Below are 21,857 nucleotides of genomic sequence, written 5' to 3' on the forward strand. Positions count from 1 at the left end.
CTGCTTGATCGGTAGAAGGAGCATATTTGTGCAATTCAATAGAAACATGCCTTTCTTCAGCATCACAAAATTTTTAATTATTGACTTTCCCCAAAAACGCAAGAAAGTAAGTATATTTGTGAGAATAATTTAAATAAAAGCGGCGTTGTGAAAATAAAAGCGTAAAATTGTTGCAACGAAGTTGGGCAAATTAGTTCGTACCTAAATGTGGCAAAAGTAGGCTAATATAGCTGGTTTTGCGATATAGTCAAACTATTATACAAGAAAGTTCAAACGGTACAAGTGGTGGGACGAGTATAATTTAAAACCTTAAAAACTATTTTTTAGCATCTGCAAGATCGATACCGTTTGTTTGATCAATTTCAACATTGCTAAGCGCTGTATTTGCTTCATACGAACAGTAACATCCTACTGCAAGAAAAGTTAATGCAGCTACAGCAAGTGAAATACACATTGCTAAATGAAACATTGTTAAACTTGCACCAACAGCAAATGCCACAGATAACAAAAAAGAAACAGAAGCATAGATTACTTGCTTTCTACTTTGAGCATTTACTGCTGAGAGTTTTTTGTTTTCATTACCCAGGCTGAGATCTTTTTCTTTGGCGAGCCGACTATTTTCTGATAAAAGTTGAATTTCTTTTTTAGTAAGACAATCAATACTTGCTTGTTTACTTAATGTCTCATGCTTTAGTTGTGAAACATTTTTCTTTGTACTATTCAGCTCTTTATTTTTACCTTCAAGTTGTTCCTGCAAACATTGGATTTGACTTTCCACCCTATTTTTGCTTTCAAGTTGTTCATGTAGATTTTTAACTTGACTCTCTAGTTCTTTACTTTTGGTTTCAGATTCCTGCAGCTTTGTCTTCAGGTCGTTATTTTCATTTTTGGGCTTTTTCAGCTTTAGCTCATTCTTTAGTTTGTTGTTTTCTTCAGTGAGCTGAGTTACTTCACCAGTTTTGTTAGTTAAGTCTCGCTTTGCACTATTCAGGTGCCCTTCTAGCTGTTTTGCTTGCTTTAGATCTTTTTCTAATTGTGAAATATTTTTCTTTGCAACATCTAGCTCTTTCTTCCCCTCTACGAGTTGTTTTTTTGTTTCCTCAAGTTCTTGAGCAAGTTGAATTACTTCACTAGTGTTGCCAACCAATTCTTGCTTTACACTATCCCGCTCCTGTTCCAACTGAGTTTGTGTGCTCTTAAATGTTTGAATTTCTGCATTCAAGGCTTTATTTTTATCATCCAGCTCTTTTTTGCTGTTTTCAAGGTTAGCTTCTTTGCTCTCAAATTCCCTAGTTATTTTAGCCAATTCTTGCTTTGCACTCTCTTGCTCTCGTTCTAACTGAGCTTGTAATTGTGAAACCTTTTGATTTGCATCATCAATCTTTTGTTTTGCTTGTTCCAAATCTTCTTTTAATTTTAAAATATTTTCATTTGCATTATCCAGCCCTGTCTTGCTGTTTTCAAGGTTAACTTTTATGTTCTTATATTGCTCTTTAAGCTTACTGCTTTCTTCAGTAAATTTAGTTACTTGATTATTTAGCTTGCTAATCTTTTCCTCCTTCTCTGCAAGCTGAGCTCCTGTACTCTTAAGTTCTTTAGCTTTTGCATCCAAGCCTTGATTTAGCTTTTTCTTCTCCTGCGCAAACTGAGCTTGTGTATTTTTAAACTCTTCCAGCTTTTGGTTCGCATCATTCAGCTCTTGATCCTTGCTGTTAAGTTCCTCAGTTTTTTCATTCAAGCTTTGTTGTGTACTCTTTAGCGTTTCTTTTAGTTGACTCTTGTCTTGAGTCAATTGAGCTACTTTATCATTAAGCTCATCACACTCTTGTTCTTCTTGTTTCAATTTTTCTTCTAATTTTGGGGCATATTCAATCGGTATTTCAGAAAGCTTAATATCCTTATTTTCTTCCCTGACTTCTTCAAAGAATTTCTCGCCATCTATACATGTAAAGTTAAGTAGACAATTTATTAAGTGGTAAAATGGACTAAGCACGTAAGAAATATAAAAATACCTAGATGCATTGCTGTCTGATTTAAAATTTTCCTGCTTTACTTCCCGAATAAGTTTATAATAGGTATCAATTTTATGATAGTATGGCTCTAAATAATCTAGAACTTTATCCGTTTCTAGTTTTAATGGTTTACCTACATGTTTATAATGCGCACCAGCATTACCGTGTGGCAGACGGTCTGATTGACAAGCTACTCTAATAGTCTTCTTTCCAAGACACTCACTGTAAACTTCAGCAGCATCATTGTAGAAAACTCTTGGGGAGCCAAAAGTTGCAACATTAATGTCTTTGGCTTCTTCTGTTTTATCAAGACATAAAGCAGCTATAGTAGCAAGAGCACCTCCCATGCTATGACCTGTAACATTAATTTTTAAACTTTTGATTCCTTCTAATCCTTTATCATTAGCATGCCCTTGTAATATCTTGTGTACGCTGGGCCAAGAGCGTTTGAATAAAGAGTAGAAACCAGAGTGGATATAATTATCTCCAGATAAAAATGATAACTTAGTCAAAGATGCACGAAGATCTTCCTTCAAATCATTCAAATCGCGAGTACCATGATAAGCTATAGTTACTTCCTTGTCTTTAATAAAAACATAACCAACATCTCGATTGTATGAATTGCTACCCGTCAAAGCATAGCCGACATTGTGTTGTTCTAATTTATAATCACTATCCGAGCAATATTTATCTTGAATGAGTTCATTGTCATAAAATTTTATTATTTGATAACCTGCTTCTTCAAACTGCCTTTTAGTTTCATATTCATCTTTCTTTAATTTCCTGTCCCCATCACCATAGGCAATTTTACTGAGAGTACACATTTCTAGTAATTTTTCTTTATCAAATTCTGCAATTTGTCCTGTTATCAGATCGGCAAGGTCAGAAGCATCATTTAACTCACTATTCTCAGAACGCTCTATATTCTTCCATATTTTAATTAAACTAGAAATGTCTTGATTCAAAAGCGCGTCGAGATCATGTTCATCTCGAGCTTCTAATTCACTCTTAATTGGTCCGAGCTTTTCAATTAAGACCTCTTTTATTAAAGTATTGCTAATATTTACAAAATCATCGCTAATAGAATTTTGATTATCAATAACACCTGGCATATTTCTTACTTACTACAAGCTTAATTAACTTAGTATACCACTATGCAATTATTTAGTCAAATAAGTTATCAATTTAATAAGATTAACCATAAATCTTTTCGTCTTCAACGGTACAAGCAATATTTGTTCAGGAGCGTTTCTGGGAGGAATATTACAGTAACTAGCGTTAACAGCAATTCAATTATTTACTTTCTTCACAAAACACAAAAAAAGTACGTATATTTGTGAGAGTTTTTTACGTAAAAGGGGTGTTTCAAAAACAAAAACGTAAAATTATTACAACAAAGCTAAGCGAATTAGTTCGTATATAAATGTGGCAAAATAGGCTAATATAGCTGGTTTTACGGTATAGTAGAATTATTATATAGAAAAGTTCGCACAGAACAAGTGGTAGTCCATACGATCCCAAAGAAACTTGTTCTCACCGCCCTTGATTTTGAGCACTGAAAATGGTTGATTTACTTGAGATGTTAATAATATAGTTTACTGAATTAATAGTAATTCATTTGAGAATAAAAAGAAAAATTTATGATAATTTTACATTTCAAATGGATATTGTTCTTTTTATAAAAAATATTCCTATACTGCGCAAGGTCAAGTTGTTAACCACATCAATTTTTCTTTCAAATTAAATCTTATCTTTTACAATGAATCTTACGTTTAAATTATTTGATACCCAAAATTAAGGAAGCCATTTTAAACGGCACACAACCTCAGCATCTAAAACTAGCTGACTTGAAGGAAATATCACTCTCATGAGAGGAGCAAATGAAGGTGCTTTACGGACAAGAGTCTTAATAATAGTCTTCTATATTATTGTTAATAAACACCACCATAAAATATGCAGAAACAACCTAGAAGACCGATTACAACCAATGCGTAAATATAGAGTAAAGAAAACTTCATCCACCTATTAACTTCTACCTACTACCTCTACCATTGCTATGGTTATAAACTCTACTCACTCCATCAATTTTATCTAATGCAGACTGCGGGTTACCAAAATCAATTGATATCACTCTTTCTCCGCCTAATTGTAATGCTCCTCCACCTCCACGCTGTGGGTATTGGAGTCCTAAAAATTGTAATAGTAATGGATCAATTTCATGTTGAATTCCTGGATGATCTTGAATCAATCTACCCCTAGGAGAAGATAGAGGATCATTTTGGAATAATTGTGAAATATTTCTTCTCCGATTTTTAAAGTATTGTTCATTTCTTTGAGATTGTCTAGTGTCATTTCCAATGCCTACACTAAGAAGACCACGTATATAACCTATAATACCTTCACCTTTCTCTCCAAAGTTATTATTTCCCTGTAAAGCTTGATCAATAGCTTGGTTAATATCCCTAGCATTTTCGTATACCCATATGCCACAATTATGGCCATCTGTTTGCTGATGAACGGAAACATTATGGACATTATCATCGTTAATATCACATTCTCTTAAAGCTCCTCGAATATTATTGTCAATACCACTATCTGGACCAAGTGAATCAGCATAATACCCATAATAATTTCCATTTTGGTGTACAATAACTAATGTAACCCAATGACGATTACCTACATTAATAATAGCAATTAATCTATCTTTTTCACCCGAATCTACTTTTTGTTTAAAGTTAGCTATGTGACTACTTAATAAGCCCCTACCTGTTGGATCATTTTGATTTCCATCGACTCCTACTGAAGTTATTGTAAAATCATGACGATTATTAGTTGGATTAGATCGATCATCATGGAAAGTATATTGTTGTGCAGCGAAAAACATGTCATGAGTTTGTAGCCAATAACGATAATTTTGATTATCTGTTGCAAAGTCTAGTGCAAGTAGATCATGCACATCTTCTATCTCACGAGCGTTGTTTCTACGAAGGATAGCATTTATTTGTTGTAATATTCCTTGTGCTGTAGAAGTACCACCTCCCCTTATTCTTGACTTTAATGTTTCTATTACCTGTGCTCTAGTACCTTGCAAGTAACTAAATGGAACGTGCAGATTATCATCTATATCAAGCAAAAAAATCGAGTTCTGTCCTGGTTTTTTTTCCGTGTAAAAGCGTCTGAAATTTTCACGAGTTTGATCTGACAATAGATTTTCTGGTGGATTTTCATCAATAACACTATTAGGTCCTACTAGTCCTCTAGTACTGCGATCAAGCCTATGTATATATAGTCTTTGTGGAATAGATATAAGACCTTCTACTCTCTCTGCACCTGCATTAAATATAAGAGGAAATAAAACCACCTCATTTCCAGAAGTAATAAGCAAATATCCTCTTTGCTTGTTCATAAGTTCTTTTATTCGATCTTTTGCGTTATTCTCCTTTTGTGCTACTTCTTCTGCATTATTAGCAAATCTTAATACATATCCAATTGGATGAGTATCTGGATCATTTTCTGTAGGTTGTCTTAATAATAAAAGGTCTAATCTCTGTTCTGTAATTCTTGTGAGTATTACCCTTTCTCCTTCTTCTTCCTGACCCCTTTTCAAACTATATTTTTGACCAACTTTATACATAGCAAACACTTTATAAGGATTATCACTAGCATAAAATGTACCATGTAGTATAGAACGGAACTTATCCTCACTATTAACATTTATTGCATCCATAAGCGGCATCAATGCTCCAGAGATCTCTTGAAATAGTTCTCTATGCTGACCTACATTTTTCCAGCCATCATTCATAACCCTTTCTGAAATACCATGTACATTTTCAGCATTAGGCACTTGTACAAGATCACCATCAAGAAAATTATTTGCATTATTATTTTGGTAATCGTGATATAAACCAAGGTCATTTGGTTGATCAATATATAGCTCAAATTGGTCATTAAGTGTGCATGAAACTTCCCATACATGAACATTATTCCCATTCATATTAAGATCTTGTAATTTGATTGCTCCTTGTTGTTGCGCATCGTGAGCTCTAATATGAAGTATAACTATATCAGAACCTTGAGCATGAAAAACCATGGTTAAAGCATGACCCCCATCATCATATCTAAATATGTGTTTTGTTACTTGCAGTCTATTGTTTTGTATTAACACCTGCTCGTGATCAAAAGCACTACTCCCAAAAGCGAACCCAGTTATGCAATCAAATATTCTATTATAATTCTCTGCATTTCTTGGTATTTCATTAGGAAGATGGTAAAGTAAGAAATCTCTAATATTTTCTCTAATTCCTTCATTCTCCAAACACTCAAATAATCTTTGTACTAAAGGAAATCTATCCTGTTGAAGCCCTACCGTATCAACACTAAAAGGATCTAGATTTAAATTAAAATTTAATCCAACACAGACAGTATTTCTTGATTCAGTATGGATAGGTATAAATGAAGAATTGTGTAACCTTCCAGCGTAGCCTATGGCACAGTTTAATGCAACATCTGACGGTGTGTCAAATATAGCAAGATTAATAACAATAGGAATATTTTCTCTTTCTGCTTGATGACGTACAAGAAATGCAACATGTGAGTTTCTAGGAGATAAGTCAAGGTCAATGCCTATTGTGTAGCGATGACTAAAATTTGCTAAGAAGCCTAATAAAAACCCGTGACTCTCAAACTTTTGACTGCGATTTTCAATATTATTTTCTATCTGCGCTCTATAATTATTATAGGTATAGCTCTTCTCATAATAGTCAGAACAAATCATAAAAAAGCAGAATCAACAGCTTGACGGAAAGACTGAAAAATAGGGATATTTTTTCTAGCTCTGTTCTTTATAGCAAACCAATGATGCTCAATTTCGTTAAAGTCTGGAGAATATGGAGGAAGATAAAGAATTTCAGCACCTACTCCTTTAGCAAGATCATCGATTTTTTTAGATTTATGGAAAGCAGCGTTATCAAGAATTACAGTTTGGCCAGACCTTAAAATTGGAGTCAAAAACTGCTCAAACCAAGCCTCAAAAACATCCTTGTTGCAGTATCCCTCAAAGGTCAATGGAGCAATGATTTTCTTTTTATTTAGAGCTGCAATCATACTGACACGCTGAGTTTTTTTACCTGATTTTAGTGAATGAAACCTCTCTCCTTTTCTGCAATATCCGTATGGGTAGTCTTCTGTATTGTCTATCCCAGATTCGTCAATATATACAAGATTTTCAGGATATTTTGTTGCTATAACCTTTGCAAATTGAGCTCGCTTTTCTTCATTTCTTTCTTTATATCCGTAGGTCTTTTTTTCTTGTAAAGCCAATATTTTTAAGTGCGCGGTGAATCGTTTGTCGACTGATATTGCCCCAGAGTTTAGCCATCTCTGACTGAGTTTTGCCGCCATGGTTTTTTGCAAATTCGGTGAAGACATTCCAGTCGGTAATTTTATGGTTATATCCTACGCTTCCAGGCTTTTTTGACTGAAAATCTCCTGTTTCCTCACGCCTTTTCTGCCACTCATATAAAGTCGTTTTTCCAATTTTAAATCTCTTGGCAACAGTTGCTCTACTTTCTCCCTCATCCAATGCTTCCATTGCTTTTTTCCTTAAGTCATAACTATACGCTGCTGGCATACAAACCCCACTACCATAAATCCATATCTTACCTTATTTGGATTATTATGAGAAGAGCTATATCAGTTATATATTCTAAAATATCTTCTCGGAGAGAATCTCTTACATTTTCTTCGTCATCATTTGTTAGTATTTCCATAAAGTTGTCAATCCTTTGTTGACCTTGTGCTACCTGTGCAAAATTGACTGATCTATCAAGTTGTCTGAGCTGATTTTGATTAAGTTGTCTTCCTTCTATTTCCTTAATTGTTAATCTGTGATTTCTAAAGAGTTGCCTCAAGAAATGAACCTCGGATGCTGAATATTTGGCAAATTTATCTCTACCTCTAAAATCCTTTTCACGAATCGCCTCGAATACTGTTGCAATTGCCTCTCCCTGACTCTTGCCCTTTCCATGCATGCATACTTTGTATTGCTCAAAATTTAGGTCTTCTTCCCTTAAATTTGGATTTTGCCGTCTAATCTCTCGCACTAGAGCATTTCTCTCCCTTGTACTGAACCTTAACCCATCACTATTAGGACGATCAGAAATACTGTAACATCTGACAACTTGCTGTCCGTCACGATAAACAGCGACTTTTAGGTTCCCTGTATTTCTATTTCTACCACCTGTATCAATACCATGATTATCAAAACGAAAATACACTCTCTCATTTGCTTTTAAGATATTAGCATCATGTGCAGTAGCAAACATACTAAAAAAGAATACAGGAAGAAAACGACCTGCACTTACATGATACAAGAAAGATGGACATTGATCTAAAAAAGATTCAAATCCTTGTCTGAATCCTTCAAGATCTCCATCCACCAAACTCCTAATAAGTCCATCACCATTACTCATACAAAATACCCCTTATTTACTACGACCAGAAACACCAAGAGTTCATAAGTGGATTACTTATTACCACTAAGCGTAAAGATGCTTTTTTTCTTATAAGAAGAAACACCACTTACACTAGGAGTTCCAAGCTCAGACTGCGGACTATCATCAACTGGCAAAGTTGTTTTCTTACTACCATGAGCTTTAGATCGTGATCGCAAATTACTACAAGGACCATCACCTCCAGGTGGTAAAATTGTTTTCTCTAACTCAGAGAATAATTCTTCTGCAAACAGACCGTAATCTACATTTACTCTTTTACCTTCTCTACCACATAATCTAAGACTTTTTATTATCCTTCCCTTAAAGAACTCAAATCTTTCAGGAAAGCTATTTTTAGCAAATAACATCATATCTAGTATTTCTTTTTTCTCTATTTCTTTTTCCTCATCAGACTTATAAATGTCTTCTCGTTTCCAGTTAACTATCAATTCTGCAAGTACACCCTTTATAGGAATTCTATCATTTGAAGTATTAATAATAGCAGCCTTTTTATATTCACTAAAACTACCACACTGCCAAATCTCCATAATGAGAGATCTAGCTTGAACGCTTGATTCAGGATTTTTCAACATTGTATCTGAAAGTGAAGAAAGAAGAATCTCATAGTTTTGCTGTGAGAATATTTTCTCTGAATGATCTCCACGTTCTGAAACTCCTTTATAACACCAATACTGTACCAAATCATGAACCGTATCAAAAAAACATGAACGTATTAACCTACTAAAAAGGAAATATACCCCTCTATCCTTCTGCAATAATTTCTGTAAAAGAGTATCTTTGTCAGCTATATTCCTTACACAAAAATCTAAAATAGGAGCGTCTTTCTCAACAGATTGAGGACGAGACAGAGCAATAATAGCTTCTGTAAGTTTCTTTTCCTTATCTTCTTCTTTTAAATGATTATAAAAATACTCTACTCCTTCGCTCCATTCAAGTTTTACAGCACTGTCAAAACCTTCTGACGCATTACTTGGTTGCTTTAATCCCCCAGATTCTCTATCGATCCAGAAACTTAATACAGGATCTTCCCTTTTCATCCCATACAAAAGTGAATTTAGTATGTATTTATTATCATCTTTTACAGGACGACCATTACCATCAACTGCATTAGATGAAAAACTTCTTTTATAGGAATCAAATTGCTTCTCAAAGAGGGAAGGAATTTTATCTACTACGCAATACCTACAAGCTATATTATATTCTGAAAGTGGATTATCTATTCCACCTATTTTCTCTTCAGTAAACCTTTGACCTAAAGCAGCATTATTTAATCTTATACCTGACCAGCAGTCTTCATCTTGGAACACTTCATGCAAAAACTTCAGCTTATCATCTTTAAAGTATTTTATGTGCCCCATAAAGTTATCTTGAAGGACCCCCACCCATCTCTTGATAGCTGACTTCCTCCCGGCAGCAACTGTTGGATCTGGATGTTTAATAGCTTCCTGTAATTTTTTGGACATCGTAGCCCGAAGCTCTTTCTGTGTTGGCATTAACCCCTCCTATTAAGTATTTATATAAAAAAGGCATTGTACAGACATTAGAATGGATTGCAATATTAAAATTACTAGAATAGAGGGTTTAATAAAAGACGTTATGGCTAAAACTTCTTTTCTTGAATTTTCTCAATATAATCAACAGAGAGGCCAGTATCTTCAGCGATAACATCTGTTCACCTTTTTTTCGCCGATTTTGATGCCTTCTTCTCTACCTTTTTCAGTAGCATCATCAAGTTTTTGAGCGAGCACTCTAAAATTATATAAACTTCTGGATGGCACACCTTTTTCATAAGCCCCACCTAGATCAAGTACAAAACTGCCTGTATCTTTGAGCTTGCTATGTACTAATTTTGCAAATCGACTAAGCCATGCAACATATTCCGCTTGGGATTCATTTCCGTATTCTTTTTTTCTTTGTAAAGCAAACGGTGGACTGGTGATTACGAGATCTAAGCTTGTATCTGGTAATTGCGGCAATAGGTTAAGAGCTTACTATTACCCACAAATATGAACGTTTGTTGCATAGCTCTTAATGGTATAACTTTTGCTTGAAATAACTGTTTATATGGTGCAATTTACAGCTTTTAGTTGCTAAAATTATAACTCTTAATTTAATAATTTTAATCTAACAAGCTTTCAAGTTAATAAAATTAAATTATTTGAGTAAATACAATACCATGTCTTTATTTGTGGGTAATAGTAAGGGTTAAGAGAGTCTTCACAATATGCAGCTCCCCTATCCGTAATATATGTGGGTTTATTATTAAATTTAAATTTTTCCAATATGTGTGCCATATGAAAGATACTTATATTTGGGTATGTTAAAGAAAAAAATGACTGTCATAGATGGTCTTAGAATTGCATTTTAGGCTTTGGGTGGAGGTTATTATGCCACTTTTACAACCACCTCTATAAACGCCCTTTAAACCCCGGCAAATGAATTCATGAGTTTAGTAGCTATAAAAAACTTCAAAAATACCTATTTTAGGTGTGAGAGACTAATCTTCTAAGAAACTCTTTCTGCTAGTAGCTCTTTTTTAATCAAGACATAACCAAATTCACTAGCTTTCTTGCTTAGAGTCTTCACTATTTTTTCCTTATATAACTTTTCATAGTAATCAATGCCCTTCTCTACATATTCCTGTCCATACTTTAGCATACTATAAAAAATGCACGCCAATTTCCTAGCCGTAGCGGTAATCGCTTTCGGTGCTCCTAGTCGTTTTTTTAACCTTCTGCAATATGCACCAATCCCACCGTTGCTTCTTGACACACACTGGGCAGCCATCCTAAAAGCATTTGCAGCACGAGCAATAACTTTGCGAGTTCTCGTCCCAAATACTTTTTCCCCTGTAACTTTATTAGCAGGACTTAGCCCCAACCAAGAAGTAAAGTGCTTCTCTGATGGCCATTTATCGTGGTTCAAACCAACTTCTGAGATAATTGTTTGTATAGTTAGCACATCAAGCCCAGGAACTTTAGTAAAATCAATACCGGTTACTCTATACAGTTCTTCGTGTAAAGGAAAGTCTGGTCTGTTTTTTGAAAACCTATTCTTTATTTTGCTGCATCGCTTATTCTCGTCAGATTTTGTTTCAAATGTTTTGTAATATTGTTCGATGCTTTTGTCGCATTCTGCTATTTTTTCCTGATAAATATTATACAATTCAAATTCTTGCTTTAACACAAATAAGAGTTCCTTTCTGTAGTCGCCTTTTAGCGCTTTTGCCATGGTAGATCTATCATTTCTTATCCGTACATCTCTCAATTCTGATAATTTTTCAGGATTCCTTTCACCTTCAATTATTGCTTTGATAATTTGCATACCGGTCACTCCAGTAATATCACTTATGACTTTGTGTAATTGAACGTTCATTTGAATTAACGCTTTTTGCATACGTAGAATATGTGTGGATGCACTTTCAATCAGGTTGCTACGTTGCCTAACGTAATTACGCAACACACACATTTGATCATCAGGTCTAAACGACCCATGGAGTAATCCATAGCTGTGTAATTGTTGTAACCATTGACAGTCTTGAACGTCGGATTTTCTACCAGGCACGTTCTTAATATATCGTGCATTTACCAATTTTACCTCAAATCCATATGACTCAAGTATTTGAAACAAAGGAATCCAATATACTCCTGTTGATTCCATAGCTACTGTTCTAACTTTACATTTCTTTAACCACCCTGCTAAGTTATGAAGATCAACTGTAAAGCATCCAAATTTTTTGACACGTTGTTCATCTCTTCCTTCAGGTACACATACATAATGTACAGCTGAGCCGATATCAATTCCTGCTGTATCAGGATTCACTATTTCTAGTTTACTTTTTGCCTTTATCATGGTAATTATCCTACTATAACTTATAATGGAGAAGCACTTAAGCTTGGGACGGTTAGATTATACAATCTTCTAATCGAGGTAGTCATAATAGACTCCATCAGTGGTTTAACCGTTCCTCCAAAACCACGCTCCTAAACGGGCACTTAAGCACCATTGATCAGTCGGTTATAACTGCAGAAGTACTTCTTGATAAATTATATATAAAAATTGCTATGGAAGTGAAGAAATAGTTTCTTTCCGGTTTAACAAGATTTTTTTCTTGTTCGACGCTCCTAATAAAACACAAGCCAAAAGCTCAATTACGATTATCGTGAGCCCACACCTTTACATGATAAAGATCTTGAAACTTAATGTCAATATTTTCAGTAGCAAATTTATGTTAAATCTATATCCTTTTAGCATGGACAAAAAGAAGATACATTGCCAGTAGAAGATAAAGTGTTGGCAACTATCGCTTATCATAGAGCGGATAGAAAATGAGGTTAGAAGAAGTGAATGAGTTGCTAAGGCAAATGGAAGAAAAGCCACATTCTGAACACGGAAGGCCAACTTATATAGAAATGAAACTGAGTGATATTGAAAAATTGTTTGAAAGAAGATAGATTAAACTTGTTGAAGTGATCTTTATTGAGATAGTTCTTCTAGTTATTAAGGAGTCAGTATAGAATGTAAATATTTGTTTTGTAGATAAAGAGTGGCTGCTAATAACCCTAATTTTTTAGACTACAAAGTAGGACAGAAAGTAAGAAGTTGTAGGCTAGCGAAGAGATATACTCAAAAGGATTTAGCAAGTAAAATCGGTACAAAATATCAGGTCATACTACAGTATGAAAAAGGAAAGCGTAAAATTTCAATCAGAAGGTTATATAGCATCGCAGAAGCACTATCAGTTAGCATTATAGATCTTATTCCTGAACACACAATATCAAATGAAAACAGTTATCTCGAGAGTGAGGAGAAAGAGATATTAGATCTAGTAGAAAAGTATGAGAAAATTGAGAATCAAGAATTACGTAATGTAGTTTATTCATTAATTACATCTGCACAGGCTAGCAAGGAAAATAGTAGAAAAGTGGCAAGAATAGAGGTGGCAAAGAATCTAGTTAAAGCAGGAGTTTCTGTTGAAATAATTTTCCAAGCAACGGGCTTATCAACTGAAGAATATAGTAATGCAGAGGAAAAAACTACTTCTGTAGACTATAGGATGGGACAAAGGATAAAAAAGCTAAGGATAATGCGAAAGTACACTCAGGAAGACTTGGCAAAAAAAATTAGTACAACGCGTCAAAAAATAAGCGACTATGAACAAGGAAATATTGCTGTTCCACTTGAAAAGTTATATGAAATAGCAAAGGCGTTATCAGTCAGCATTAAAGATCTACTTACAAGGCGACATAGTGAAGCAAGCAGTGGTTTAATAGAGAAATACAGGGAAATTGAGGATCAAGAGTTACGCAACGGATTTTATGTACTGATCAAATCTTTATCTGAAGGTATGGAGATTATTGCAGGAAAGGTCAAGAAAGCGGAAAAAGCCGAAATTGCAAAGAATCTACGTAGATTAGGAATTTCTATCGATATTGTTTTACGAACAACTGGGGCAACTGAGCTACTTTTTTAAAAATACAACTTAAGAAATATCTTTTGCATTTTACATAAAAAATAAACAAAAAAAATGAAAAATTGATTTGACTTCGCCCGAAACCTATGGCTTTATGCCAATACTACCAAGAAAACAGTAGTAAATAATTAAAAAAAATTAGTAGCTAATAGGAGGTATATCTTATGAATAATAATAATAAAAGTAAAGATAAAAATGAATTTAGAGAAGAAATAGAGAGAATACGACAAAGCGGGGGAGGAAAGGCTTTACTTAATCATGAAATAGTAGCAATATTTCTAAGTGTAGTGCATGGTAAGACCCAAGCCCAAGCTATTGCTAGAAGGTTAACAGACAAGTATTCTGGAATAAGTAAGATCTTCAGCCAAGAGATGGATGATCTGAAAATGGTAGAAGGGGTGACTGATGATACAACAGCGATAATTTCGTGTGTTAAGGAAACTTTAGAGAGGGCACCAACCGAAGAGTTCAAGGAAGAACCGGTAATAGACGATTGGGAAAAGCTCGCAAAATATTTGAGTACGAGTATTGGTTACTCAGAAAGAGAAAATCTCAAAGTAATGTATTTGAATAAAGGGTATCGTTTAGTAGAAAAAGAGACTTATACTGGTACAGTTGATCATATACCTTTTTATATAACAGAAATAACAAGAAAAGCAGTACTTGCAAGAGCAACATCAATTATAATATCTCATAACCAACCTGGCGGAACTGTAAAGCCATCAGAACGTGATGAAGCTATGACTAAAGACTTAGCTTCAGCTTGTGCAACCATAGGTATAAAGTTAGCAGATCACATTATTGTTGCAGGCAACAACTATTTTAGTTTCAAGGAAAAAGGATTGTTATGACTGTGCTCGAACTTTTCTTTTCAAGTTTTAAGCAGTAATTTGAACCTAAAAAGCTTTTCTGATCCAAAATTGTATTTATGTTTTTTATTTTTGTTGAAATATAAATATACAAAAGTATTTGCAAATTACGGATTTATGTTTTATAATTCCTGGAAAAGAGCATATTGGGTTAATAATAAAGTCACAAATTGCGCTGTAGACTTAGATAATATGTTTAATATAGGAGGCTATATGACTAATAAAAAAATTACAGTAGTTGGTAATACTCGTAAGTTCAACATTGATCTTAGCAAATTACCGGACGAAATATTAAGTGATCTTGAAGGCATAAGTTGTACTGATATACAACAGTCTAACTTTGTGAGCAAAATTAATAAGCCTGGAGGCGCGATGCCTTCCCCTAGTAGAGATGCTCGTGAAAAGTCAATCAACTTTGGGAAAGGACTTGATCTTATTTATGGCACAAAACCTTTGGGTGATCAAGAAAATCCATTTGTCTTATTGCAAAAAATAAAGCCAAGTGCAAGCGAAAATAAAAAGTTGAGCTGGTTTAAAAGTGCAGTGGTAAAAGCAGGCAGCCCAAAAGAGATGCATAAAGTTGTGGATCAAGCTCTATCTGCTGGCATAAGAATAAATGCATGTCATGAAGGAGAATGGAGCTTTGCTGAGTATGTAATACTGGGTATGCATTTTCACAAGTTCAAAAAAGGTGATCAGAAAAAGATAATGAGTAAATTAATACTGAGAGGAGCAGAGTTTCATGACAATCTGTTGCAGAATAAACTGGTAGATGAAATTTATAAAGAACTGCAACCAGAGGTTCAGCCACAGATAGATAAGCAACTTAGGGAACAGAGAAAAATTGGTGAAAATGCTGTTCGAGGAGGAAACGTAATAGGTGTAGAGATAGACAACAAAACATGTATTACGGAATTTTCTGAGGATAGCACAGTAGAGGTGGCAAAAGTACTAGAGGGCTTAAACAGAAGTAGTATCATAAAAATGGGCGATAGCACAATAGAAGTCGAAAGCGAGAAAGGAGGTAAAAGAGACTATATAGGTGTGTCAGGCACCTTTGAGATAACATTTCCTACAAGCATTGGTGGGCTAGGAGTTGTAGTATACCACGATGCAAAAAATTACGGTCAAGTACAAGTGAGAGTAGCAGATAGGGAAATGTGGGATGAGCTACAAAGAAGAGGAGAAGTAGTAGGGAAAGATTGCCTCTTTGGTGGAATGACAGTTGAAGAGGCGGTAAAGAGAGGAAATTTTCCGGGGCGTGGCATCTTGGGTGAAAATAAGACCATAGAAGAAAGAGAGACAGTTAGTGAAGCATTGTCTTCGTCTTTGTGGGCAAATAGGGTACAAGGAGGTAGTCAGGAAACCTTTAGGGCACGTTAGGAGAGGAGTTTTTTTCCGTCCATTTGTAAAAGGATCTAAAGCAACTTCCAATTTCACAGTAAAGTTGAGCTATAGCAAAAAATCCTGTAATAGTATATTTTTTTGTGAAGGAAAGTGACCACCCCCTTAGATTACGAAGTAGGACAAAAAGTAAGAAGTTGTAGGTTAGCCAAGGAGTATACTCAGAGAGATTTAGCGGAGAAAATCGGTGTAAAATACTGGGTAATACTCCATTATGAAAAAGGAAAGCGTAAAATTTCAATCAAAAGGTTATATAGCATCGCAGAGGCATTATCAGTTAGTATTATGGATCTTATTCCTGAACACACAATATCAAATGAAGAAAATTATCTCGAGAGTGAGAGGAAAGAGATATTAGATCTAGTAGAAAAGTATGAGAAAATTAAGAATCAAGAATTACGTAATGTAGTTTATTCATTAATTACATCTGCACAAGCTAGCAAGGAAAATAGTAGAAAAGTGGCAAGAATAGAAGTGGCAAAGAATCTAGTTGAAGTAGGAGTTTCTGTTGATACAATTTTCCAAGCAACGGGCTTATCAACTGAAGAATATAGTAATACAGAAGAAAAAACTGATTCTGCAGACTACAGGGTAGGACAAAGAATAAAAAAGCTAAGGCTGATGAGAAAATATACCCAAGAGGGCTTAGCAAATAAAATTGGTGTAACACCCCAGAAAATATATGACTATGAACAAGGACATATAACCGTTCCACTTGAAAGATTATACAAAATAGCAGAGGCATTATCAGTTAACATTGCGGTTTTACTGTTAGGGCAAATAGAAGAAGTTGTGGCAAGAGATGAACTGAGCGGTTTAATAAAGGAATATAAGGAAATTGAGGATCAAGATTTACGCAACGGATTTTATGTACTGATCAAATCTTTATCAGAAGGTATACAGATTATCGAAGAAAAAGTTAAAAAGGCAGAAAAAATAGAAATTTCAAAGAATCTACTTAGATTAGGCATTTCTATTGACATTGTCTCGCAAGCTACTATATGAGAGATTTATGGTGAAAAAAGTAGGAGGTATGTTTGTTTCTATAAGAAAACCGGCTATTAAAGGTTACTATAACCCAGAGTATATAGACTCTATTGATTATAAAGTAGGGCAAGAAGTGGAAATTTGTAGGTTAATACAAAGATATACTCAGATAGACTTAGCAGATGAAATCGGCGTAACATATCAGGAAATACACAAATATGAACAAGGGTATAATCCTATCTCAATTGAAACATTATATAAAATAGCGAAAGCATTATCAGTTAATACTGCAGATCTACTTCCTGAACCAAAAGTACTAAATGAAGATTGTTATTTTGAAGGTGAGGCAGAAAAAATATTAAGCCTGGTGAGAATGTATGAAAAAATTGAGAATCAGGAATTACGCAAGGCAATCTACTCATTGGTTGAATTTGCCAAGGGCTACAAAGAAAGCAGCAGAAAAGAAGCAAGAGAAGAAGTGTCAAATAATTTAGTTAAAGAGAACATCTCTGTTAGTATTATCTTACAGGCAACAGGCTTATCTACTTGCAAATATACAGAAAAGAAAGTACGTACTGATTCTATAGATTACAAAATAGGGCAAAGGGTAGAAATCATACAGTTAATACGTGGGTATACACAAGAAGATTTAGCAAATAAAATAGGTGTAACACCTAAGGAGATAAACGACTATGAGCAAGGGTACATTGCCATTCCACTTGACACATTATATGAAATAGCAAAGGCATTATCAGTGAAAGTAAGGGTTTTACTGCCTGAAATAAAAAAAGATGAGAGTAATGAAGTAGAAATAAGTGAGACTGAGAATCAAGAATCATGGAGTAGATTGAGCGCATTAGTTGAAACTCTGTCTAAAAGTATGAAGGTTGTTAAGGAAAAAGTTAAAAAAGCAGAGAAAATCAAGGTTGCAAAAAATCTAGTTAAGGCAGGTGTTGCTATTGAAATCATCTCTCGAGCAACTAGCTTATGTGCTGGGGAATTTGCGTAATTTGAATCCCAATTGAAACTTATAGCAAAAATTTCATATAGAGCTACCTGGTTATTTTTTAAATTTTGAATATAAAAACCGACCTCCACAGAAGAGCTTACAGAGGTATTTATGGTCTCGGACGTCCTTTTTCATCTTTTTACAGTTACCACCATAATATAGCTCTAAAGCCTGTTAAATGGGACATGGCAATTTTCCTCGTATTTATGCCATAAAAACACCTATTTTTGATCTGTAGCTTTAATAAATGCAATCCAAAATAGCAAGTGGGCTATAAAGGCAACCCCATTCTTCTTCAGTTAAAATTTTAACACCCAGTTCCGTAGCCTTTTTATACTTTGATCCAGGTTTTTCGCCGACAACCAAGAAGTCCGTTTTAGGCGATACACTTGAACTCACAATTCCGCCTAAAGATTCTGCCTCTGCTTGCATCTCCTTTCTCTCTCTTGACAGCTTGCCAGTAAAAACCACTATTTTTCCGCTAAGAGGGGAATTAGCACTTACAGGCTCAATCTTTAGTTGAGAAGCGAGATTCTTTACCATTTCAACATTATCCTCTTCAGAGAAAAATTCCTCCAAGGAAGTTATAGTTTCTTCGCCTATGCCTATTATGCTCATTAATTTATCAGGAGCTTCTCTATCATAAGGTAATTGAGCCATCCAACCATCATAAGATTTGTAATGATTAGCTAGTATTTTTGCTGCACGCGATCCTACAAGTCTAATTCCCAAAGAAGATATAAATTTTTCAAGAGTTATGGTTTTTCTACTATTGATAGAATTCAATAAATTAGATATTAATTTTTCACCCCACCCTTCTTGTTCACTTAAGTTGAAATTTTTTAGTTTTTCTTCCAGAGCAAAAATGTCAGATATTTTCCTTATCAAACCAAGGTCATAAAAGAACTCTATTTGCTTATCGCCAAAACCTTTAATGTCAAGGACTTCCACAAAATGTTTTAACTTTCCTATTTGTTGTGCTGGGCAAACGTTTCCTCCAGAACATCTAGCTGCAGCTTCAAATTTATCTACTGCACATCCGCATTCATGGCAAGTATCGGGAAAAACAAACTTTGGTGTATTACGAGGACGAAACTTTTTGTCCACTTCTACAATCTTTGGAATGACGTCGCCTGCTCGAGCTACTACTACAACATCTCCTTCCCTTATGTCCTTGCGCTTGATTTCATCTTGATTATACAGATTTGCTTTAGTAATGAGAACTCCGCCTATGTTTATCGGAGCTAATTGAGCAACTGGTGTTAATTGGCCAGTTCTGCCTACCTGTACCGATATCTTCTCTATTTTAGTTTTTCCATGAGCTGCAGGAAATTTGTGAGCTATGGCCCATCTAGGAGCTTTATTTGTGTTACCTAGATGATCTTGTAGCTGTAAATTATTGACTTTATAGACTACCCCATCGACATCATAACCTAATTCATGGCGATTATCATACATTCTGTTATAAAACTTTAGCATTTCATCCACATTGTTTGCCAAGCATTGATGTTCATTAATGCAGAAACCAAATTCTTTCAGTTTATTTAACACTTCAAGCTGTGTTTTCTCTGTACCACCAATTAACGAGTATGCAAAATATTTCAGCGGTCTCCTAGCGGTAACTTCTGGATCCAATTGTCTTAGTGAACCTGACGCTGTGTTGTGTGGATTTGAGAAATTCTTATTTAACTTCAGAAAGTCATCATTTCTGATATAGACTTCCCCTCTCACCTCCAATCTACCCTTTATACCAGGTAAAGCTTGAGGAAAATCCTTTATGGTTTTTATGTTATCAGTGACATCTTCGCCTAAATTACCGTCACCGCGCGTTGCAGCTTTAATGAGTAAGCCATTTTCATAAATTGCAGTGAAACTTAAGCCATCAATTTTCAGCTCACACATTATTTTCAGCTCATCTGTATTTAGGAGTTCTCTGGACTTAGCAATAAATTCTTCAACGTCTTCTTGGCTGTAAACTTTGATTAACGAGAGCATAGGCACAATATGCTCTACCTTGGAAAACCTATCGTCAGGTGAAGCACCAACAGTTTGAATATCTGCTTTTTTCACCAGCTCATCGTATTCTGCATCAGTGATTTCTGGTTTATTTTTCCGATAGTATAGCTCGTTGTGGTGTTTTATTTCCTTTTGTAGTTTTAATGTATTTTCAGTCATAATTTTTACCTCAACCACTGTTTCAGTATACAGCGTCAATTGTAAATAAATTATTGACCGTTATATTCGCTTAGCTGGTATTTTACAAAGAAGCCACTAGCTTTGCTACTGCTTTTATATTTAATATATAATATTTAAATAAAAATAGAAAAGTATTTAATATAGATGTCTATTATTTGGAAACTTGTTTAGATTCTTCTTTTATTGATTCGACTTTGAATTTCTGCTGGCTCAGCTACTTCTTTGGCTTCTGCTGCTAATTTGCATTAATTTCTTTAGTGTTTTGACTGTAATAAACTTGGGATTGCCAATTGGCTAGATGTTTCATGACATCCGATTATGCTATGTGTTGATTTAGCGTCAATTAAGCAACCATAAGCAGCAACCTTAAATATAACTTTCTTTACTCTTTCAACTGCTATACTTAGAAAGTATAGAAATTGTCTCAGAAAAAGGCTGTTAAGTCAAATTTGTAAGTCAATGCTTAGTGTTATCATTAGGCTCGTTGTTAAGCTCATTATAATCAATAACTCTACTACCAGCATCATTAGGCTTATCAAAAAGAGTAGCTTTAGCAGTTAGGAGATCATACCCACGATTGTAGTCTAAAACACCATATCCATTATTATCTACAGCATTTTTATCTGCTCCTCCCTCTTCCACAAGACACTTTATTACTTCAAGATGACCCACGCGAGCAGCTATATGCAATGCAGTAGCACCAGTTTTGGCAGTAGCATTAATATCAGCTCCCTTTTTTATTAAGTATCTCACTACCTTAAGGCAACCTCCTCCAGCAGCATAAAATAGGAGAGTACAACCATCTTCATCTCTTAAATTGATGTCATACCCAGCTTTCTCTATAAAAAATCTGACTACCTCTAAATCACCATGAGAAGCAGCAGTATGTATAACTGTCCTCGTTCCTTTAGTGTTGTCTCGTACTCTTTTTGCCTCATCCGTAATCATACCAACCTCCTAACTTATAATAAAGTCTAGTAGTAGCTGCAAGGTTATTGTCTGCATAGGCTTCTTTTTCTATGAGATATTATCACCATACTAACCTTACTATGACCCAATATAACAGAAGAAGGCCGTTAAGTCAAGCTTACAAGGGTATTTTTGAAGAGTATTATTCTCTGGAAATTTGCTCGGAGTCTTTCTTAGCTGGCTCAATTACTACATCTTGAATTTCTTCTTCCGGCTTAGCTACTTCTTTAGATTCTGCCTCTTTAGATTTTGCTGCTAATTTGCGTTGTTTAATAACTTTCTTTAACGTCTTCACAGCTATAAAATTAATACTGAAAACACATGCAGAAGTTATTGCTAGTGCTGGCAGAGGAGCTAGACTGAATGTTGGTAAAATTGCCACGATTGTAGCAGATGTCAGTAAAAGCGCTAACTTTTTGCTTCCAA

Annotated in this window: 14 protein-coding genes and 3 pseudogenes; 7 read left to right on the top strand and 10 right to left on the bottom strand. The window is 34.8% G+C overall.

Going from position 1 to position 21,857, the window contains the following annotated elements; all coding sequences use genetic code 11:
- Nucleotides 1-316: 316 nt before the first annotated feature.
- Complete coding sequence (locus OPR28_RS06610; RefSeq protein WP_265023729.1) at nucleotides 317-3,124, bottom strand: lipase family protein; 2,808 nt, start codon at nucleotides 3,122-3,124, stop codon at nucleotides 317-319.
- A 651-nt stretch (nucleotides 3,125-3,775) separates the two neighbouring features.
- Here OPR28_RS06610 and OPR28_RS07000 point away from each other — a divergent pair.
- Nucleotides 3,776-3,883: pseudogene (locus OPR28_RS07000) on the top strand (zinc ribbon domain-containing protein); the annotation flags it as partial.
- Between the two features lie 161 nt (nucleotides 3,884-4,044).
- Here OPR28_RS07000 and OPR28_RS06615 read toward each other — a convergent pair.
- From OPR28_RS06615 to OPR28_RS06645, 6 genes and pseudogenes are all read right to left on the bottom strand, one after another.
- Nucleotides 4,045-6,786, bottom strand: coding sequence for a C48 family peptidase (locus OPR28_RS06615; RefSeq protein WP_320157044.1), 2,742 nt, complete (start codon nucleotides 6,784-6,786; stop codon nucleotides 4,045-4,047).
- Nucleotides 6,783-7,641 (bottom strand): IS630 family transposase gene (locus tag OPR28_RS06620; RefSeq protein ID WP_265023237.1). Its coding sequence is split into 2 segments (ribosomal slippage): nucleotides 6,783-7,317 and nucleotides 7,316-7,641, totalling 861 coding nucleotides; the frame shifts between segments, so codons are not numbered across the junction. Before OPR28_RS06620 ends, OPR28_RS06615 begins: the two co-directional genes overlap by 4 nt.
- Nucleotides 7,642-7,669: 28 nt before the next feature.
- The gene (locus OPR28_RS06625) at nucleotides 7,670-8,482 is read right to left on the bottom strand and encodes a hypothetical protein (RefSeq protein WP_320157045.1); all 813 of its coding nucleotides are present in this window, start codon (nucleotides 8,480-8,482) and stop codon (nucleotides 7,670-7,672) included.
- Nucleotides 8,483-8,535: 53 nt separating this feature from the next.
- The gene (locus OPR28_RS06630; RefSeq protein ID WP_264378219.1) at nucleotides 8,536-10,017 is read right to left on the bottom strand and encodes a cytoplasmic incompatibility factor CifA; all 1,482 of its coding nucleotides are present in this window, start codon (nucleotides 10,015-10,017) and stop codon (nucleotides 8,536-8,538) included.
- 107 nt (nucleotides 10,018-10,124) lie between these two features.
- Nucleotides 10,125-10,500, bottom strand: a pseudogene (locus tag OPR28_RS06900) (DNA methyltransferase).
- A gap of 529 nt (nucleotides 10,501-11,029) precedes the next feature.
- Nucleotides 11,030-12,376 carry an IS110 family RNA-guided transposase gene (locus OPR28_RS06645; RefSeq protein WP_265023730.1) on the bottom strand — a complete coding sequence of 449 codons (1,347 nt, stop codon included), beginning with the start codon at nucleotides 12,374-12,376 and terminating at the stop codon, nucleotides 11,030-11,032.
- Between the two features lie 411 nt (nucleotides 12,377-12,787).
- Between OPR28_RS06645 and OPR28_RS06650 the strand changes: the two are divergent.
- From OPR28_RS06650 to wmk (OPR28_RS06675), 6 genes and pseudogenes are all read left to right on the top strand, one after another.
- Nucleotides 12,788-12,978, top strand: a pseudogene (locus OPR28_RS06650) (DNA mismatch repair endonuclease MutL); the annotation flags it as partial.
- A 92-nt stretch (nucleotides 12,979-13,070) separates the two neighbouring features.
- Nucleotides 13,071-13,997 carry a WO male-killing family protein Wmk gene (wmk, locus tag OPR28_RS06655; RefSeq protein WP_264378220.1) on the top strand — a complete coding sequence of 309 codons (927 nt, stop codon included), beginning with the start codon at nucleotides 13,071-13,073 and terminating at the stop codon, nucleotides 13,995-13,997.
- A 164-nt stretch (nucleotides 13,998-14,161) separates the two neighbouring features.
- Nucleotides 14,162-14,848 (top strand): JAB domain-containing protein, encoded by a 687-nt coding sequence (locus OPR28_RS06660; RefSeq protein ID WP_213863505.1) that lies wholly within the window; start codon nucleotides 14,162-14,164, stop codon nucleotides 14,846-14,848.
- A 231-nt stretch (nucleotides 14,849-15,079) separates the two neighbouring features.
- Entirely contained in the window at nucleotides 15,080-16,249 is a 1,170-nt protein-coding gene (locus OPR28_RS06665; protein ID WP_213863506.1) for a hypothetical protein, read from the top strand.
- A gap of 114 nt (nucleotides 16,250-16,363) precedes the next feature.
- Nucleotides 16,364-17,275, top strand: a complete 912-nt coding sequence (wmk, locus tag OPR28_RS06670) for a WO male-killing family protein Wmk (protein WP_264378221.1) — start codon at nucleotides 16,364-16,366, stop codon at nucleotides 17,273-17,275.
- A gap of 7 nt (nucleotides 17,276-17,282) precedes the next feature.
- Nucleotides 17,283-18,266, top strand: a complete 984-nt coding sequence (wmk, locus tag OPR28_RS06675) for a WO male-killing family protein Wmk (protein WP_264378222.1) — start codon at nucleotides 17,283-17,285, stop codon at nucleotides 18,264-18,266.
- 240 nt (nucleotides 18,267-18,506) lie between these two features.
- Here the strand turns inward: wmk (OPR28_RS06675) and ligA are convergent, their stop codons facing one another.
- The 3 genes from ligA to OPR28_RS06690 form a co-directional block, all read right to left on the bottom strand.
- Nucleotides 18,507-20,441: an NAD-dependent DNA ligase LigA gene (ligA, locus tag OPR28_RS06680; protein WP_265023731.1), complete on the bottom strand. Its 1,935-nt coding sequence runs from the start codon at nucleotides 20,439-20,441 to the stop codon at nucleotides 18,507-18,509.
- 477 nt (nucleotides 20,442-20,918) lie between these two features.
- On the bottom strand, nucleotides 20,919-21,410 hold the full coding sequence (locus OPR28_RS06685; protein ID WP_213863554.1) for an ankyrin repeat domain-containing protein: 492 nt from the start codon (nucleotides 21,408-21,410) through the stop codon (nucleotides 20,919-20,921).
- Between the two features lie 163 nt (nucleotides 21,411-21,573).
- Entirely contained in the window at nucleotides 21,574-21,813 is a 240-nt protein-coding gene (locus OPR28_RS06690) for a hypothetical protein (RefSeq protein WP_213863553.1), read from the bottom strand.
- Nucleotides 21,814-21,857 lie beyond the last annotated feature (44 nt).

This window comes from Wolbachia endosymbiont (group A) of Epistrophe grossularia (assembly GCF_947251435.1).
Lineage (GTDB): Bacteria > Pseudomonadota > Alphaproteobacteria > Rickettsiales > Anaplasmataceae > Wolbachia > Wolbachia pipientis.

Bases quoted from the DNA above. Each gene is read 5' to 3' on its own strand.
- OPR28_RS06660 (WP_213863505.1), top strand. From the start codon at position 14,162: ATGAATAATAATAATAAAAGTAAAGATAAAAATGAATTTAGAGAAGAA.
- OPR28_RS06665 (WP_213863506.1), top strand. From the start codon at position 15,080: ATGACTAATAAAAAAATTACAGTAGTTGGTAATACTCGTAAGTTCAAC.
- OPR28_RS06630 (WP_264378219.1), bottom strand. From the start codon at position 10,017: ATGCCAACACAGAAAGAGCTTCGGGCTACGATGTCCAAAAAATTACAG.
- OPR28_RS06615 (WP_320157044.1), bottom strand. From the start codon at position 6,786: ATGATTTGTTCTGACTATTATGAGAAGAGCTATACCTATAATAATTAT.
- ligA (WP_265023731.1), bottom strand. From the start codon at position 20,441: ATGACTGAAAATACATTAAAACTACAAAAGGAAATAAAACACCACAAC.
- OPR28_RS06645 (WP_265023730.1), bottom strand. From the start codon at position 12,376: ATGATAAAGGCAAAAAGTAAACTAGAAATAGTGAATCCTGATACAGCA.
- OPR28_RS06610 (WP_265023729.1), bottom strand. From the start codon at position 3,124: ATGCCAGGTGTTATTGATAATCAAAATTCTATTAGCGATGATTTTGTA.
- OPR28_RS06625 (WP_320157045.1), bottom strand. From the start codon at position 8,482: ATGAGTAATGGTGATGGACTTATTAGGAGTTTGGTGGATGGAGATCTT.
- wmk (WP_264378222.1), top strand. From the start codon at position 17,283: ATGGTGAAAAAAGTAGGAGGTATGTTTGTTTCTATAAGAAAACCGGCT.
- OPR28_RS06685 (WP_213863554.1), bottom strand. From the start codon at position 21,410: ATGATTACGGATGAGGCAAAAAGAGTACGAGACAACACTAAAGGAACG.